Below are 16,600 nucleotides of genomic sequence, written 5' to 3'. Positions count from 1 at the left end.
GTTTGACAGTTGTGAGCTGGCACTTCTGAGCGTTACATGGGATTCCCATCCATGCAGAGGGATTTCCCCCCATGAGCGGCTCCTCAACCAAACCCCTTCCTCTCCTTGCGATCAACCTTCCTGGCCAGCGGCGACGTCCCGGCAATGCGGTCGACAAGCAGGCTGCCCAGCACGGCTTTTATCCGAACAAAGGTCTCGATGTGCATGTGCGTGAGACCTTTGGCCAAGCCGACAGTGCTGTTGAGCTGATATTGGACGGCGAGGTGATTGCCAGCCATAAGCTCGAAGGTGACCCGCTGCAGGCCGGGATCAAGTTTTCGGTAGCGGCCGAACGGCTCACCCATGGCCGGCATGTGTTGAGCTATCAGGTCAAGCAAGGTCGCTCGGGCCTGCGTCAGGCCACCCGCCAAGCCATCGTCCGCGTGCATGCCCAGCGCCTGTTGTACTTGGGGGTGCCCGTGAAGAAGAACGATGAACGTGTCTATGTGAACATCGATATCAGGGTCGAACCCTGCATTGCCACCCTCACGGCGGCCGCCGAAGTGGTTCATATGATCGAGAGCAATATTGGCAGTTTTCTGTTCAGTCCGGATGGCCGGTATCTGCATGCCGAATGGGTCAATGGCATTGCGAAGATCGATCTTCAGACAATCAGCCTCGTCGATAACTATCCCGTCTTCATTGAAAAGCTGGGAGGGTTCAGCCCCGACGGGCGGTTTCTATATGCATGCAATTGGCTGTATAGCCATTTGTTCATCGTTGATGTGCAGGAAAAAGAGCTATTGCCAGGCGCTGTCATTGAGGAATACGCCACGGGGCTGGTGCTTGGTCGCGATGGCGGCCAGATTTATGTTGGTGCGTGGGGTGGCCCTGGGAACGCTGAAGCTTCGCTGATCATTGTCGACAGGGCGTCGCAGGAAGTGATCAAGAAAATACCGGTTGGGGCCATCACGTTCGACACCGTGGGCAATCCGCACGACGGCCATGTCTATGTGGCTTGTCTTGGCGTGCTGGGCGAAGGGGCTGGGGTCTATAGGTTCGATCCTGTCAGTGAGCGCGTCGAAAAAATATCCAAGCACCCGGCCTGGGGGCTGACCTTGAGTGCCAATGGCCAGCGGCTGTATGCATACGGCGGTGACATTATCAGTGTCATCGACACGAAGACCGGCAGAGAGAAGGAGAATCAGCGTTTGTCTGTGCGGTCATTGGCCGTGAGTCCGGACGGGAAGTGGGTATACACCGGGTCCTATGAAGAGCACGGACGGATTGACGTGTATGACGCGCAAGGCTGGACGTTGGATCACAGTATTTCTATTTTCAAACCCTTCATTCATCGCATGGAAACCCAGAAGTCCAACGGCGACCTGTGGGTGTGCTTCTCCAGCGAGTAACGACGTAAAAGCCGAGGCAGGCGAGTGGCCTGCCATTCGTCGTCACTCCTTGCCTACCTGTCAAGTTTGACAGTAGCCAACCTGCCATTCTCGCGGTTCCATACCATCAGGTACTGCGCGCACGCTGTTAATAGATGCAGGGAGTGGTGATGGCTGTGGTGACGGGAACGATCAAATCTTATGACCCGAAGTCCCGCAAGGGGGGGATTGTGCTGGATGATCGCGCAGAGGTGGTGTTGGTGGATTCGCTCGGTTCGCAAGGGGTTCGGCTTTCAGTGGGTTTGAAGGTCGAGCTTCAGATGATCCATCGACCCGATGGCGTGTATGCATCAAGGGTCAGGCTTATCTTGTGACACCGGCGCAGGTTCTTGAGTGAAATCTAGGGAGAACGGCAATGGCAACGGGCACGGTGAAGTGGTTTAACGCGGAGAAGGGGTTTGGGTTTATTTCTCCCGACGACGGCAGTGCGGATGTATTCGTCCATTACTCCGCTATAGACAGCGCGGGCTTCAAAAGCCTGGATGAAAAGCAAAAAGTCGAATACGAAGTGACTCCGGGTCAAAAAGGGCCGCAGGCGGCCAATGTGAGACCGTTATAGAAAGGTCCCGTGCAGTAAATGCAAACGGATCCAACGGTGGGACGGGAGCAGCCTTTCTCTCACCGTTGGAGTGTTTACATCCGATAGAACTCGGGCGCCTGCAGCGATCCACCTCCTCAAAAGCAAAGTTGGAAGGCTTCTTGCAATACCGCCTCCAGGACGCCTCCCGGCGTCAAAAGTTTGCTTCAAGGAAACGAGGAATATCGGTGGTGGATCGCTCTCAAATGTTCAGCACGGCCCGTGGCACCCTGACTGACCTCTCGCGGGGCAATCTGGGTGTGCCGTTGTTGTTGCTGGTCATGCTGGCAATGATGATGTTGCCGATGCCGCCGTTCCTGCTGGACGTGTTCTTCACCTTCAACATCGCCCTGTCCGTCGTCGTCCTGCTGGTGTGCGTCTACGCCTTGCGGCCGCTGGATTTCGCGGTGTTCCCGACGATCCTGCTGGTGGCAACCCTGTTGCGCCTGGCGCTGAACGTGGCGTCCACCCGTGTGGTCATGCTCCACGGCCAGGACGGCCACGCCGCTGCCGGTAAGGTGATCCAGGCCTTCGGTGAGGTGGTGATCGGCGGTAACTACGTGGTCGGTATCGTGGTGTTCGCGATCCTCATGATCATCAACTTCGTGGTGGTGACCAAGGGCGCCGGACGGATTTCCGAGGTGAGCGCACGCTTTACCCTCGACGCCATGCCCGGCAAGCAGATGGCTATCGACGCCGACCTCAACGCCGGCCTGATCGACCAGAACCAGGCCAAGACCCGTCGCTTGGAAGTCGCCCAGGAAGCCGAGTTCTACGGTTCCATGGACGGTGCCAGCAAATTCGTGCGCGGTGACGCCATCGCCGGCCTGCTGATCCTGTTCATCAACCTGATCGGCGGCATGGCGGTCGGGATCTTCCAGCACGGCATGACCTTCGGCGATGCGGGCAAGGTGTACGCCCTGCTGACCATCGGTGACGGTTTAGTGGCGCAATTGCCATCACTGTTGTTATCTACAGCTGCCGCCATCATGGTGACCCGTGCTTCGGGCTCCGAAGACATGGGCAAGCAGATCAGCCGCCAGATGTTTGCCTCGCCCAAGGCCCTGGCTGTGGCGGCCGGCATCATGGCGATCATGGGGATCGTGCCGGGCATGCCCCATGTGTCGTTCCTGAGCATGGCGGCCCTGGCCGGCGGCGCTGCCTACCTGTTCTGGAAAAAGCAGAATGCGGTCAAGGTCCAGGCTCAGCAAGAGATCGCCCGCCAGCAGGAACTGCTGCCGTCCCCGGCCCGCGCCCAGGAAACCAAGGAGTTGGGCTGGGACGACGTGACCCCGATCGACATGATCGGCCTGGAAGTCGGCTACCGCTTGATTCCGCTGGTGGACCGCAACCAGGGCGGCCAGTTGCTCGCGCGGATCAAGGGCGTGCGCAAGAAGCTGTCCCAGGACCTGGGCTTCCTGATGCCCACCGTGCATATCCGCGACAACCTCGACCTGGCCCCGAGTGCCTACCGCCTGACCCTGATGGGCGTGATTCTGGCTGAAGCCGAGATCTACCCGGACCGCGAGCTGGCAATCAACCCCGGCCAGGTATTCGGCAGCCTCAACGGCATTACCGCCAAAGATCCGGCTTTTGGCCTGGAGGCGGTGTGGATCGAAATCAGCCAGCGCAGCCAGGCGCAGTCCCTGGGCTACACCGTGGTGGACGCCAGCACCGTGGTCGCCACCCACCTCAACCAGATCCTGTACAAGCACTCCCACGAGCTGATCGGCCACGAAGAAGTCCAGCAATTGATGGGCTTGCTGGGCAAGGCCTCGCCAAAACTGGCAGAAGAGCTGGTGCCGGGCGTGCTGTCGTTGTCGCAACTGCTCAAGGTGCTGCAGGCGCTGCTGGCCGAACAGGTGCCGGTACGCGACATTCGCAGCATTGCCGAGGCTATCGCCAACAATGCCGCCAAGAGTCAAGATACCGCCGCGCTGGTGGCGGCGGTGCGTGTCGGATTGTCCCGCGCAATCGTGCAAAGCATTGTAGGGCTTGACTCCGAGCTGCCTGTGATCACCTTGGAGCCAAGGTTGGAACAGATATTGCTCAATAGTATTCAGAAGGCAGGACAAGGCCAGGAAGAGGGCGTTCTGCTGGAGCCAAGCATGGCTGAGAAACTGCAGCGTTCGTTGATCGACGCCGCACAGCGCCAGGAAATGCAGGGCCAACCGGTGATTCTGCTGGTGGCGGGTCCGGTCCGGGCGATGTTGTCGCGGTTTGGACGTCTGGCAGTACCGAATTTGCACGTTTTGGCTTATCAGGAAATTCCTGACAACAAGCAAGTGACTATCGTCGCGACAGTAGGGCCCAACGGCTGAGGGTAGTGGGTTATGCAAGTTAAGCGTTTTTTCGCCGCCGATATGCGTCAGGCCATGAAACTGGTCCGCGATGAGCTGGGCGCCGATGCCGCGATTATCGGTAATCGTCGTATTGCCGGCGGTGTCGAGCTGACGGCTGCCCTGGACTACACCCCCTCGGCATTGGCGCCGCGTGTGCCGAACATGGAACTCGAAGACGAGCTGCGCAAGACCGCTTCGCGCATCGTCTCGGCCCAGGCTGAGCTGAGCATGCGTGGCGACAGCGATGCCTCCACCAATCGCCAGTTGTTCGCCGGCCTGCCGCTGACCGCCGCCGAGCCGCTGGTTGAGCCAACATTCATCGAACCGCCGCGTCCTGCCGCGCCAGCCCCGGCCGCCGCAGTCGACCAGCGCGTCTTCGACTCGATGCGTTTTGAACTCAACGGCCTGCGCGAATTGCTGGAAGTGCAACTGGGTTCGCTGGCCTGGACCCAACTGCAAGGCAGCAAACCGCACCAGGCCAACCTGTGGCGCCGCCTGCAACGCATCGGCCTGTCCGGCCCGTTGTCCCGCGACCTGCTGGCCCTGACCACCGAAATCGAAGAGCCTCGCCAGGCCTGGCGCATGTTGCTGGCCCACCTGGCGCGGATGATCGCCACCCCGGAAATCGAACCCCTGGAAGAGGGCGGTGTGATCGCCATGGTCGGCCCTGCCGGCATGGGCAAGACCACCACGCTGGCCAAGCTGGCGGCGCGCTATGTGCTCAAGTACGGCGCGAACAACATCGCGCTGGTGAGCATGGACAGCTATCGCATCGGCGCCCAGGAACAGCTCAAGACCCTGGGCCGTATCCTCAATGTACCGGTCACCCACGTCGACCCGGGCCAGTCCCTGGCCAACGCGCTCGATCCATTGCTGCGCAAGCGCGTGGTGCTGATCGACACCGCCGGCCTGCAGGCCAGCGATCCGGCGTTGCGCCTGCAACTGGAAAGCCTGGCGGGGCGTGGCATCAAGTCGAAAAATTACCTGGTGCTTGCAACCACCAGCCAGAAACAGGTTCTTACCGCTGCGTACCATAGCTACAAGCGTTGCGGTCTGGCCGGCTGCATCCTGACTAAACTGGATGAAACCGCCAGCCTGGGCGAAGTGTTGAGCCTGGCTATCAGCCATGAACTACCGGTTGCCTACCTGACCGACGGGCCGCGGATCCCGGATGATTTGCATCTGCCGCGCCGTCATCAACTGGTCAGCCGCGCCGTCAGCGTGCAAATGCAAGAAGAGCCTAGCGAGGAAGCGATGGCCGATATGTTCGCCGACCTTTACCACAAGCCTGCAAAACGGGTGGGTTGAGGTGCGATGAACACCGTGAAATGTACCTACATCGATGGTCTGCAAGCGACTCACGCGGCCAAGCCATGTAGCCTGCGTCTAAGCAAGACAAGGTAAAGAAATAAAATGGGCAGCATGCATCCCGTACAGGTGATCGCGGTGACCGGCGGCAAAGGTGGCGTCGGGAAAACTAACGTGTCAGTGAATTTGTCCCTGGCCCTGGCAGAGCTTGGCCGTCGCGTCATGCTGCTGGATGCTGACCTGGGGCTGGCGAACGTCGACGTTCTGCTGGGACTGACGCCCAAACATACCCTGGCCGATGTGATCGAGGGGCGCTGTGAGCTGCGCGACGTGCTGCTCCAGGGCCCTGGCGGGATCCGCATCGTGCCGGCCGCCTCCGGTACCCAGAGCATGGTGCACCTGAGCCCGGCGCAGCATGCCGGCCTGATCCAGGCATTCAGTGACATCGGCGACAACCTCGACGTGCTGGTGATCGACACCGCCGCCGGGATCGGCGAGTCCGTGGTCAGCTTCGTGCGCGCGGCGCAGGAAGTCTTGCTGGTGGTCTGCGATGAACCCACCTCGATCACCGACGCCTACGCCCTGATCAAACTGCTTAACCGTGACTACGGCATGAACCGCTTCCGCGTCCTGGCCAACATGGCCCAGAGCCCGCAGGAAGGCCGCAACCTGTTCGCCAAGTTGACCAAGGTCACGGATCGCTTTCTCGATGTCGCCTTACAATACGTCGGTGCAGTTCCCTACGACGAGTGTGTGCGCAAGGCTGTGCAAAAGCAGCGTGCAGTCTACGAAGCATTCCCTCGTTCCAAGTGCGCATTGGCGTTCAAGGCTATTGCCCAGAAGGTCGATACCTGGCCGTTGCCTGCCAACCCTCGGGGGCATCTGGAGTTTTTCGTCGAGCGATTGGTGCATCAGACGAGTGCAGGACCGGTGCTATGACAGCGAACGGCTATAACGCTTACAAGAAATCTGCCCGTGACAGCCAGGGCGAGTTGATCGAGCGCTATGCGCCACTGGTCAAGCGCATCGCCTATCACCTGCTGGCACGCCTGCCCGCCAGCGTCCAGGTCGAAGACCTGATCCAGGCGGGCATGATCGGCCTGCTCGAAGTGTCGACCAAGTACGACGCGAGCAAGGGCGCGAGCTTCGAGACGTATGCGGGGATCCGCATCCGTGGCGCGATGCTCGACGAAGTGCGCAAGGGTGACTGGGCGCCGCGTTCGGTGCACCGCAATACACGCATGGTCAGTGACGCAATTCGTGCAATTGAAGCAAAAACCGGTCGCGACGCTAAAGATCACGAAGTTGCGGCCGAACTCCAATTGAGTCTCGACGATTATTACGGGATTTTGAACGATACCTTGGGCAGCCGCCTGTTCAGTTTCGACGACCTGTTGCAGGACGGCGAACACGAAGGGCTGCACGAGGACGGCGCGAGCGCGCATATGGAGCCGTCCCGTGACCTGGAAGATGAGCGTTTCCAGGGTGCGTTGGCGGACGCCATTGCCAACTTGCCGGAGCGTGAGCGGTTGGTATTGGCGCTGTACTACGACGAAGAGCTGAACCTCAAGGAAATCGGTGAGGTCCTGGGGGTCAGCGAATCCCGTGTCAGCCAGTTGCATAGCCAGTGCGCGGCCCGCTTGCGGGGGCGTCTGGGAGAGTGGCGAGCGCGCTGACAGGCAGTGTGGGGAGCATTGCAAAGCGATACCGCGAAGGTGATAGGCCTTCGCGGGCTCGGGCCGTGGTGCCCTTGGCAGTCCTTTTTGTGTAATGCCTGTTGATTGAAATGGCGCGTCCAGGTGCTGGGCGCGTTTAAGACTGCTTGGAGGTCGAATTGGACAAGAACATGAAAATCCTCATCGTTGATGACTTCTCAACGATGCGGCGGATCATAAAAAACCTGTTGCGTGACCTTGGGTTCACAAACACGGTCGAGGCGGATGACGGCCTGACGGCGATTCCGATCCTCAACAGCGGGAGCATCGACTTTCTGGTAACGGACTGGAACATGCCGGGGATGACCGGTATCGACTTGTTGCGCCACGTGCGTGCCGACGAAAAATTGCGCAGCCTTCCCGTGTTGATGGTGACCGCCGAAGCCAAGCGTGAACAGATCATCGAAGCCGCCCAGGCCGGGGTCAACGGTTACGTGGTCAAACCATTCACTGCACAGGCCTTGAAAGAGAAGATCGAAAAGATCTTCGAACGCATCCACGGCTGATGCCATCGCGGGGGAGCTATGGAGCATAAAGAAACGTCACAGGGAGACTTTGAGTCGACCCTGAAAAAGCATGCTCACCAGTTGGTTGACAGCCTTGAAAAAGGCCAGTTCGGCGATGCGGTGCAGTTGATCCATGAGCTCAACCAGACCCGTGACCGAGGCCTGTACCAGGAAGTGGGCAAGCTCACACGCGAGCTGCACAGCGCGATCGTCAATTTCCAGATTGACCCGCACATGCCCCAGGCCGAAGAGATTTCGCAGATCACCGACGCCACCGAACGCCTGTCCTATGTGGTCAGGCTGACCGAGGCGGCGGCCAACCGCACCATGGACCTGGTGGAAAACGCCACGCCCCTGGTCAACGGCATGGCCACGGAAGCCCACGCCCTGAGCGTTGACTGGGGCCGCTTCATGCGCCGTGAAGTCGGTGCGGAAGAGTTTCGTGAGCTGGCCCGTCGGGTCGAAGGGTTTTTGTCACGCAGCGAGCAGGAAAACCGCATGGTTTCCAGCAACCTCAATGACATTCTGCTCGCCCAGGATTACCAGGACCTGACCGGTCAGGTGATCAAGCGTGTGACCCAGTTGGTCACCGAAGTGGAAAGCAACCTGCTCAAATTGGTACTCATGGCCGGCCAGGTCGACCGTTTTGCCGGCATCGAACATGACCGCGAAGCGATCCTCTCTGAAAAAGATCCACAAAAACATCTCGCCAAGGGTGAAGGTCCGCAGATTCATGCCGATAAACGTGAAGACGTTGTGTCAGGTCAGGATGACGTAGATGACCTGTTATCCAGTTTAGGCTTCTAAGGAGCACCCACATGAGCTTCGGCGCCGATGAAGAGATCCTTCAGGATTTCCTTGTAGAGGCCGGCGAAATTTTAGAGCAACTGTCCGAACAACTGGTCGAGCTGGAAAGCCGCCCGGATGATGCGAACCTGCTCAATGCAATTTTTCGCGGTTTTCATACTGTAAAAGGGGGCGCCGGCTTCCTCCAGCTCCATGAGCTGGTGGAGTGCTGCCACATCGCCGAGAACGTGTTCGACATCCTGCGCAAGGGTGAGCGTCACGTTGATTCGGAGTTGATGGACGTGATTCTCGAAGCACTGGATGCGGTCAACGGCATGTTCAGCGAAGTGCGCGAGCGTGCCCCGATCACCGCAGCCACTCCGGAACTGCTGGCCGCCCTGGCGCGCTATGCCGAGCCGGCCGACACCACGGCAGCGCCGGTGGTCGAAGCCGTACCGGAACCAGTGGCGGAGCCTGAAGCGGATGTGACGGACAGCGAGTTCGAGCAACTGCTCAGTTCCCTCAGTGCCGTCAAGGCCGAAGCCGAAGCGCCGGCTGCGGTTGCCCCGGCTGCCCCGGCTGCCGCGCCGACCAGCGAGGACATTACCGACGCTGAGTTCGAGTCCCTGCTCGATCAATTGCACGGCAAGGGCCAGTTCGCTGCCGACGCCGTGGCGCCTGCCGGTGCCGCCGCCGGTGCTGCGGAGGTGCCCGCCGCTTCTGCCAGCACCGACATCACTGACGATGAATTCGAAGCGTTGCTCGACCAGTTGCATGGCAAGGGCACCTTCGCGGCCGATGCCTTGCCGGCAGTCGCCGCTACGGCCGCGGCCCCGGCAGCACCCGCTGCAGGCGCCAAGCCTGCGGACGATGGGTTGATCTCCGATCACGAGTTCGAAGCACTGCTGGACGATCTGCACGGCAAGGGCAAGTTCACCGAAGTCGCCCCGGCCGCTGCTGCAGCCACGGCGGCACCGGTTGCCGCCAAAGCCGCCGCGCCCGCCGCCAAGCCTGCGCCTGCGCCGGCTGCTGCCCCGGCGCCAGCGCGTGCCGCTGCGGCACCGGTCGCGGAAAAACCGGCCAGTGAAGCCGAAACCACCGTGCGGGTCGATACCGCACGGCTGGACGACATCATGAACATGGTCGGCGAGCTGGTACTGGTGCGTAACCGCCTGGTGCGCCTGGGCTTGAGCAGTGGCGATGAAGCCATGCAGAAGGCCGTGTCGAACCTCGACGTGGTCACCGCCGACCTGCAGACCGCCGTGATGAAAACGCGCATGCAGCCGATCAAGAAAGTCTTCGGCCGCTTCCCGCGCCTGGTCCGCGACCTCGCGCGCCAGCTGAAGAAAGAGATCAATCTGGAACTGGTGGGTGAAGAAACCGACCTCGACAAGAACCTTGTCGAGGCCCTGGCCGACCCGCTGGTCCACTTGGTGCGCAACGCTGTCGACCACGGTGTCGAAACCCCGGAAGAACGCGAAGCCTCGGGCAAGTCCCGTGGCGGCAAGGTGATCCTGGCGGCGGAGCAGGAAGGCGACCACATCCTGCTGTCGATCACCGATGACGGCAAGGGCATGGACCCGACCATCCTGCGCAATATCGCGGTCAAGCGTGGCGTGATGGACAAGGACGCCGCCGACCGCCTGACCGACACCGAGTGCTACAACCTGATCTTCGCCCCCGGCTTCTCGACCAAGACCGAGATTTCCGACGTGTCGGGCCGTGGCGTGGGCATGGACGTGGTGAAGACCAAGATCAGCCAGCTCAACGGCTCGATCAACATCTACTCGACCAAGGGCCAGGGCTCCAAGATCGTCATCAAGGTGCCGTTGACCCTGGCGATCATGCCGACCCTGATGGTGATGCTGGGCAACCAGGCGTTCGCCTTCCCGCTGGTCAACGTCAACGAGATCTTCCACCTCGACCTGTCGCGCACCAACGTGGTCGACGGCCAGGAAGTGGTGATCGTGCGGGACAAGGCGTTGCCCCTGTTCTACCTCAAGCGCTGGCTGGTTGCATCGGCCGCCCATGAAGAGCAGCGCGAAGGCCATGTGGTGATCCTCTCCGTGGGCACCCAGCGTATCGGCTTTGTCGTCGATCAACTGGTTGGCCAGGAAGAAGTGGTCATCAAGCCTTTGGGCAAAATGCTGCAGGGAACCCCGGGCATGTCGGGCGCGACCATCACCGGTGACGGTCGGATCGCGCTGATTCTCGATGTTCCGAGCATGCTCAAGCGTTACGCCGCTCGGCGTATTTGATTCTGGTGGGGCAGGGCGGTATTGCCCGCCCCACCTAACGGAGTGTTTATGGCAGTCAAGGTCCTGGTGGTGGACGATTCGGGTTTCTTCCGCCGCCGCGTCTCGGAAATTCTTTCCGCCGATCCAAGCATCCAGGTGGTCGGCACGGCCACCAACGGCAAAGAGGCGATTGATCAAGCCATTGCGTTGAAGCCGGACGTGATCACCATGGACTACGAGATGCCGATGATGGATGGCATCACGGCAGTCCGGCACATCATGCAACGCTGCCCGACCCCGGTATTGATGTTCTCCTCGCTGACCCACGAAGGCGCCCGAGTGACCCTCGACGCGCTGGATGCGGGGGCGGTGGACTTCCTGCCGAAGAATTTCGAAGACATCTCGCGCAACCCCGAGAAGGTCAAGCAACTGCTGTGCGAGAAAGTCCACAGTATTTCCCGCAGCAACCGCCGCAGCCTGTTCAGCGCGCCAGCCCCTGCGCCGGCACCGGTTGCTGCGCCGGCGGCGCCTGCCGGTTCCACGTTTGGCCGCCCGGCACCTGCGCCGGTTGCACGGCCTGCCGCGCCGCCGGTGCGGACGTCGGCACCGGCGGCTGCCCATTCGCCTGCGCCCAAGCGCAAGGCCTATAAGCTGGTCGCCATCGGCACCTCCACCGGCGGCCCGGTCGCCTTGCAGCGCGTGTTGACCCAATTGCCGGCCAACTTCCCGGCGCCGATCGTGTTGATCCAGCATATGCCCGCCGCGTTCACCAAGGCCTTCGCCGAGCGCCTGGACAAGCTGTGCCGCATCAGCGTCAAGGAAGCCGAGGATGGCGACATCCTGCGTCCTGGCCTGGCGTTGCTGGCCCCGGGCGGCAAGCAGATGATGGTCGACGGCCGTGGCGCGATCAAAATCCTGCCGGGCGATGAGCGCCTCAACTACAAGCCGTGCGTGGACATCACCTTCGGTTCGGCGGCCAAGTCCTACGGCGACAAAGTTCTGGCGGTGGTGCTCACCGGCATGGGCGCCGACGGCCGTGAAGGCGCGCGCCTGCTCAAGCAGGGCGGCAGTGCGATCTGGGCCCAGGACGAAGCCAGCTGCGTGATCTATGGCATGCCCATGGCCATCGTCAAGGCTGACCTGGCCGACGCCGTCTACAGCCTGGACGACATCGGCAGGCATCTGGTGGAGGCCTGCCTCTGATGGATGTATTGAGCCTGATCGGCATCATCCTGGCGTTTGTCGCCATTATTGGCGGCAACTACCTCGAAGGCGGTCACCTGGGCGCCCTGGCCAACGGCCCGGCGGCGCTGATCGTGATTGGCGGCACGGTGGGCGCCGCGTTGCTGCAGTCACCGATGAGTTCGTTCAAGCGCGCGATGCAGATCCTCATCTGGATCATTTTTCCGCCGCGTGTCGACCTGGCCGGTGGCATCGATCGTGTGGTCAACTGGAGCCTCACCGCACGCAAGGAAGGCCTGCTGGGCCTCGAAGGCGTGGCCGATGCCGAACCCGACAGCTATTCGCGCAAAGGCCTGCAATTGCTGGTGGACGGCGCCGAGCCGGAAGCGATCCGCAGCATCCTCGAGGTGGATTTCTACACCCAGGAAAGCCGCGACATCAACGCCGCCAAAGTGTTTGAAAGCATGGGCGGCTACGCGCCGACCATCGGCATCATCGGCGCGGTGATGGGCCTGATCCACGTGATGGGCAACCTGGCCGATCCGTCGCAGTTGGGCAGCGGCATTGCCGTGGCGTTCGTTGCCACCATCTACGGGGTGGCCAGTGCCAACCTGGTGCTGTTGCCGGTGGCCAGCAAGCTCAAGTCGATTGCCATGCGCCAGTCGCGCTATCGCGAGATGCTGCTCGAAGGCATCCTGTCGATTGCCGAGGGCGAGAACCCGCGCTCCATCGAATTGAAGCTCCAGGGCTTCATGGATTGATGGGGAGTATTGCCAATGAGCCGTCGCCGTCGCGAGCCTGAAGAACACGTCAACCACGAGCGGTGGCTGGTGTCCTATGCGGACTTCATCACCTTGCTGTTCGCCTTTTTCGTGGTGATGTACTCCATCTCGTCGATCAACGAAGGCAAGTACAAGGTCATTTCCCAGGCGTTGATCGGTGTGTTCAACGACGCCGACCGTTCGCTCAAGCCGATCCCGATTGGCGAAGAGCGGCCCAGGACCGTGACCCCGGCCAAGCCGCTGGTCAACGACAGCGACGAAACCGCTGCCGGCGTGGGCGGCACCAGTGATCCGCTGAAAAGCATCGCCGACGACATCAGTGCCGCGTTTGGCGACCTGATCAGCTCCAACCAGATGACCGTGCGCGGCAATGAGTTGTGGGTGGAGATCGAGCTCAATTCCAGCCTGCTGTTCGCCAGTGCCGATGCATTGCCCAGCGACCAGGCGTTCACCATCATCGACAAGGTGGCGGCGATCCTCAAACCGTTTGAAAACCCGATCCACGTTGAAGGCTTTACCGACAATGTGCCGATCAGTACCGCGCAGTACCCGACCAACTGGGAGCTGTCATCGGCCCGTGCCGCAAGCATCGTGCGCATGCTCGCGATGCAGGGCGTGAACCCTGGACGCCTGGCGTCGGTGGGGTATGGCGAGTTCCAGCCGGTGGCCAATAACGCCACGCTCGAAGGCCGCGCACGCAACCGTCGGGTGGTGCTGGTGGTGTCCCGAAACCTGGAGGTGCGCCGTAGCCTGACCGGCACTGGTACCGCCAATGCAACACCGGATGCGGCCTTGAAGCGCGCTGGCACACAAACTGCACCGGCCCCTGCAAAGCCGCCGGTTCAGCAGAGTGCCGTCAATTCTCCGTCGCCGGCTCAATAACCTTATGCAATGTCTCGGTCGCGCGTGTGCCCACCGGGAGGAACCATCCGAATGAGAGTCTGGGCAGTTGCCAATCAAAAAGGTGGAGTCGGCAAGACCACCACCTCCATCGCTTTAGCCGGCTTGCTGGCCGAGGCGGGCAAGCGTGTGGTCGTGGTCGACCTCGACCCCCACGGCTCGATGACCAGCTATTTCGGCTACGACCCGGATGCGCTGGAGCACAGCAACTACGACCTGTTCCTGCACAAAGGCAACGTACCGGCCGACCTGCCCGGGCAATTGCTGCTGCCCACCAGTAACGAAAGCATTTTCCTGCTGCCGTCGAGTACCGCGCTGGCCACCCTGGAGCGCCAGTCGCCGGGGCAGAGCGGCCTGGGCCTGGTGATCGCCAAGACCCTGGCGCAACTGTGGCAGGACTTCGACTACGCGATCATCGACAGCCCGCCGTTGCTCGGGGTGCTGATGGTCAACGCTTTGGCGGCCAGCCAGCAACTGGTGATCCCGGTGCAGACCGAGCACCTGGCGGTCAAGGGCCTGGAGCGCATGGTCAGCACCCTGGCGATGATCAACCGTTCGCGCAAACAGGCGTTGCCCTACAGCATCGTGCCCACCCTGTTCGACCGCCGCACCCAGGCGTCCCTGGGCACCTTGCGCGTCCTGCGCGATGCCTACCCGGAGACTATCTGGAACGGCTACATTCCGGTGGACACCCGCCTGCGTGATGCCAGCCGTGCCGGGCTCACGCCGTCGCAGTTCGACGGCAAAAGCCGCGGTGTGCTGGCGTACCGGGCGTTGCTCAAGCACCTGCTGTCCCAGCAGCTTGTGGCACAGGTGGCCTGATGATGAACCGTCCCGTCGAACTCAAGGTCAAGACCCGCCCGCAACTGGCACTGGAATCCTACCTGGATGCCTTGCTGCAGGACGCGACCGCAGAAGAATTGCCGGAACCGATCCTGGTGCTGGAGCCGGCGGTCGAAGTGCCGTCCTCGAGCAGCCTGGACGAGTTCCAGTTGGCTGTATTGGAAGAGCAGGCCCGCGATGCACTCGTCGTCCCGGTCAGCGTCCCGGTGGTCGCGCCCGTCGCGCCTGCGGTGGTCGAGCCGGTCGTGGAAGTGCACCTGCCACCGAGCATCACGCCACCGCCGGTGAGCGGCGATGATCGGCCGGCCTGGGCGGCCGAGCCATTTGAATGTCTGCTGTTCGACGTCGCCGGGTTGACCCTGGCGGTGCCGTTGGTGTGCCTGGGCTCGATCTACTCGTTGGAGGGCCAGGAACTGACGCCGTTGTTCGGGCAGCCGGAGTGGTTCCTGGGCATCCTGCCGAGCCAGGCCGGTAACCTCAAGGTGCTGGACACCGCACGCTGGGTGATGCCCGACCGCTACCGCGATGACTTCCGCCAAGGCTTGCAATACGTGATCTCGGTGCAGGGCTACGAATGGGGGCTGGCGGTGCATCAAGTCAGCCGCTCGCTGCGCCTGGACCCGAATGAAATCAAATGGCGCAGCCATCGGGGCCAGCGGCCCTGGCTGGCAGGCACCGTGATCGAACACATGTGTGCGTTGCTGGACGTTGCCGAACTGGCCGAGTTGATCGCCAGCGGTGCGGTTAAGGCGATGCCGGTGAACAAACGCAGTTGATGGGACAACAAGGGCCGCGCGAACGTGCGGCCAAAAGAAGTACACACGCCGCCTACATCGGCATTTGAAGGGGTCAGAGATATGAACAAGTCAGCGTCCGCACAAGGTTTGGATGATCCGATCCTGCAATGGGTTACCTTCAAACTGGACAACGAAACCTACGGTATCAACGTGATGCGCGTGCAGGAAGTGCTGCGCTACACCGAGATCGCTCCGGTTCCCGGTGCGCCAAGCTATGTGCTGGGCATCATCAACCTGCGCGGCAACGTGGTGACGGTGATCGACACCCGCCAGCGTTTTGGCCTGGACACGGTCGAAGTCAGCGATAACACGCGTATCGTCATCATCGAGGCCGACAAGCAAGTGGTCGGGATCATGGTCGACAGCGTCGCGGAAGTGGTCTACCTGCGCCAATCGGAAGTGGAAACCGCGCCGAACGTGGGCAACGAGGAATCGGCCAAGTTCATCCAGGGCGTATGCAACAAGAACAACGAACTGTTGATTCTGGTTGAGCTGGACAAAATGATGAGCGAAGAAGAATGGTCGGAACTGGAGAGCATCTGATTGTTCCTTGAGGTCGCGGTGATTGTCCTGGCCCTGTTGTGGGCCGGGACCTTGGGTTTTCTGCTGCGCTACATACGCCAGCAGCGCGAGTTGGCGATGCAGCAGGCCGAGCGCGATGCGGTGCGTGATCGACGGGTGCTGGAGCTGGTCAAGCGGGTTGATCACTTCCAGCAGAGTGCGGTGAGGGTGGGGGACGAGGTGCATGAACTGCGCGCCATTCTCGCGCCGCTGCCGGACAAGCTGGCGCAGATCGAGCAGCGTGACCCTTCCAGCCTGTCATTTGCCCAGGCGGCGAAGCTGGTGGGCATGGGCGCTACCGTGGATGAACTGACCCAGTCGTGTGGCTTGACCCAGGCTGAGGCGCAGTTGATGAGTAAATTACACAAAAGCTGATTGTGCCGTGTATACCGTGCGCTTCTCGCTATGCCTTGAATGCCGCCTGCGGCTGATTGTGTCGGATGCGTCACCGTGCCATGTTTTTCCGTGGCACTTTTACTTGTTTGTGATGACCAAGCTACGCATGTAGGACGTTTCACTCACAAGGATGCGAAATGCCTGTTGATCCCCTCTCGAGCAAAACCCTCTGTTTGGCTGCCGTCTTGGGTTGCCACCTCCGCGCTTACCGCGCAATCAAATGCCGTGCTTCAAGATC

General features: G+C 61.2%; 17 protein-coding genes. All 17 read left to right on the top strand.

The window, feature by feature from the left end; genetic code table 11:
* Positions 1-71 precede the first annotated feature (71 nt).
* The gene (locus FX984_RS32465) at positions 72-1,391 is read left to right on the top strand and encodes a YncE family protein (protein ID WP_186511875.1); all 1,320 of its coding nucleotides are present in this window, start codon (positions 72-74) and stop codon (positions 1,389-1,391) included.
* A gap of 149 nt (positions 1,392-1,540) precedes the next feature.
* On the top strand, positions 1,541-1,744 hold the full coding sequence (locus tag FX984_RS10635) for a S1 domain-containing protein (protein ID WP_223841621.1): 204 nt from the start codon (positions 1,541-1,543) through the stop codon (positions 1,742-1,744).
* A gap of 41 nt (positions 1,745-1,785) precedes the next feature.
* Complete coding sequence (gene cspE / locus FX984_RS10630) at positions 1,786-1,989, top strand: transcription antiterminator/RNA stability regulator CspE (RefSeq protein WP_098478959.1); 204 nt, start codon at positions 1,786-1,788, stop codon at positions 1,987-1,989.
* A gap of 224 nt (positions 1,990-2,213) precedes the next feature.
* Entirely contained in the window at positions 2,214-4,328 is a 2,115-nt protein-coding gene (flhA, locus tag FX984_RS10625; RefSeq protein WP_222935394.1) for a flagellar biosynthesis protein FlhA, read from the top strand.
* 12 nt (positions 4,329-4,340) lie between these two features.
* A complete protein-coding gene (gene flhF, locus FX984_RS10620; protein ID WP_027603868.1) occupies positions 4,341-5,657 on the top strand; it encodes a flagellar biosynthesis GTPase FlhF in 1,317 nt (438 codons plus the stop codon).
* Between the two features lie 105 nt (positions 5,658-5,762).
* Positions 5,763-6,596 carry a flagellar synthesis regulator FleN gene (fleN, locus tag FX984_RS10615; RefSeq protein WP_003192912.1) on the top strand — a complete coding sequence of 278 codons (834 nt, stop codon included), beginning with the start codon at positions 5,763-5,765 and terminating at the stop codon, positions 6,594-6,596.
* Positions 6,593-7,333: an RNA polymerase sigma factor FliA gene (gene fliA, locus FX984_RS10610; RefSeq protein ID WP_015885174.1), complete on the top strand. Its 741-nt coding sequence runs from the start codon at positions 6,593-6,595 to the stop codon at positions 7,331-7,333. Before fleN ends, fliA begins: the two co-directional genes overlap by 4 nt.
* A 170-nt stretch (positions 7,334-7,503) precedes the next feature.
* Complete coding sequence (locus FX984_RS10605; protein WP_160385018.1) at positions 7,504-7,878, top strand: chemotaxis response regulator CheY; 375 nt, start codon at positions 7,504-7,506, stop codon at positions 7,876-7,878.
* Positions 7,879-7,896: 18 nt separating this feature from the next.
* Positions 7,897-8,685: a protein phosphatase CheZ gene (locus FX984_RS10600; protein ID WP_027603869.1), complete on the top strand. Its 789-nt coding sequence runs from the start codon at positions 7,897-7,899 to the stop codon at positions 8,683-8,685.
* Positions 8,686-8,696: 11 nt separating this feature from the next.
* Positions 8,697-10,922 carry a chemotaxis protein CheA gene (locus FX984_RS10595; RefSeq protein ID WP_108573779.1) on the top strand — a complete coding sequence of 742 codons (2,226 nt, stop codon included), beginning with the start codon at positions 8,697-8,699 and terminating at the stop codon, positions 10,920-10,922.
* A 48-nt stretch (positions 10,923-10,970) separates the two neighbouring features.
* Positions 10,971-12,104: a protein-glutamate methylesterase/protein-glutamine glutaminase gene (locus FX984_RS10590; RefSeq protein ID WP_074847404.1), complete on the top strand. Its 1,134-nt coding sequence runs from the start codon at positions 10,971-10,973 to the stop codon at positions 12,102-12,104.
* Entirely contained in the window at positions 12,104-12,844 is a 741-nt protein-coding gene (locus tag FX984_RS10585) for a flagellar motor protein (protein ID WP_027603872.1), read from the top strand. Before FX984_RS10590 ends, FX984_RS10585 begins: the two co-directional genes overlap by 1 nt.
* 15 nt (positions 12,845-12,859) lie before the next feature.
* Positions 12,860-13,747 (top strand): flagellar motor protein MotD, encoded by an 888-nt coding sequence (gene motD / locus FX984_RS10580; RefSeq protein ID WP_027603873.1) that lies wholly within the window; start codon positions 12,860-12,862, stop codon positions 13,745-13,747.
* A gap of 51 nt (positions 13,748-13,798) precedes the next feature.
* A complete protein-coding gene (locus FX984_RS10575) occupies positions 13,799-14,587 on the top strand; it encodes a ParA family protein (RefSeq protein WP_027603874.1) in 789 nt (262 codons plus the stop codon).
* A gap of 2 nt (positions 14,588-14,589) precedes the next feature.
* Entirely contained in the window at positions 14,590-15,384 is a 795-nt protein-coding gene (locus tag FX984_RS10570) for a CheW domain-containing protein (RefSeq protein WP_115486767.1), read from the top strand.
* Between the two features lie 81 nt (positions 15,385-15,465).
* A complete protein-coding gene (locus FX984_RS10565) occupies positions 15,466-15,948 on the top strand; it encodes a chemotaxis protein CheW (RefSeq protein WP_005790025.1) in 483 nt (160 codons plus the stop codon).
* Positions 15,949-16,341: a DUF2802 domain-containing protein gene (locus FX984_RS10560; protein ID WP_092355175.1), complete on the top strand. Its 393-nt coding sequence runs from the start codon at positions 15,949-15,951 to the stop codon at positions 16,339-16,341. It abuts the gene before it with no gap.
* Positions 16,342-16,600 lie beyond the last annotated feature (259 nt).

Source organism: Pseudomonas marginalis, assembly GCF_008692035.1.
GTDB lineage: Bacteria > Pseudomonadota > Gammaproteobacteria > Pseudomonadales > Pseudomonadaceae > Aquipseudomonas > Aquipseudomonas marginalis.
The sequence above is the reverse complement of the archived record's forward strand: the minus strand, read 5'-3'. Positions and strand labels throughout refer to the sequence as shown.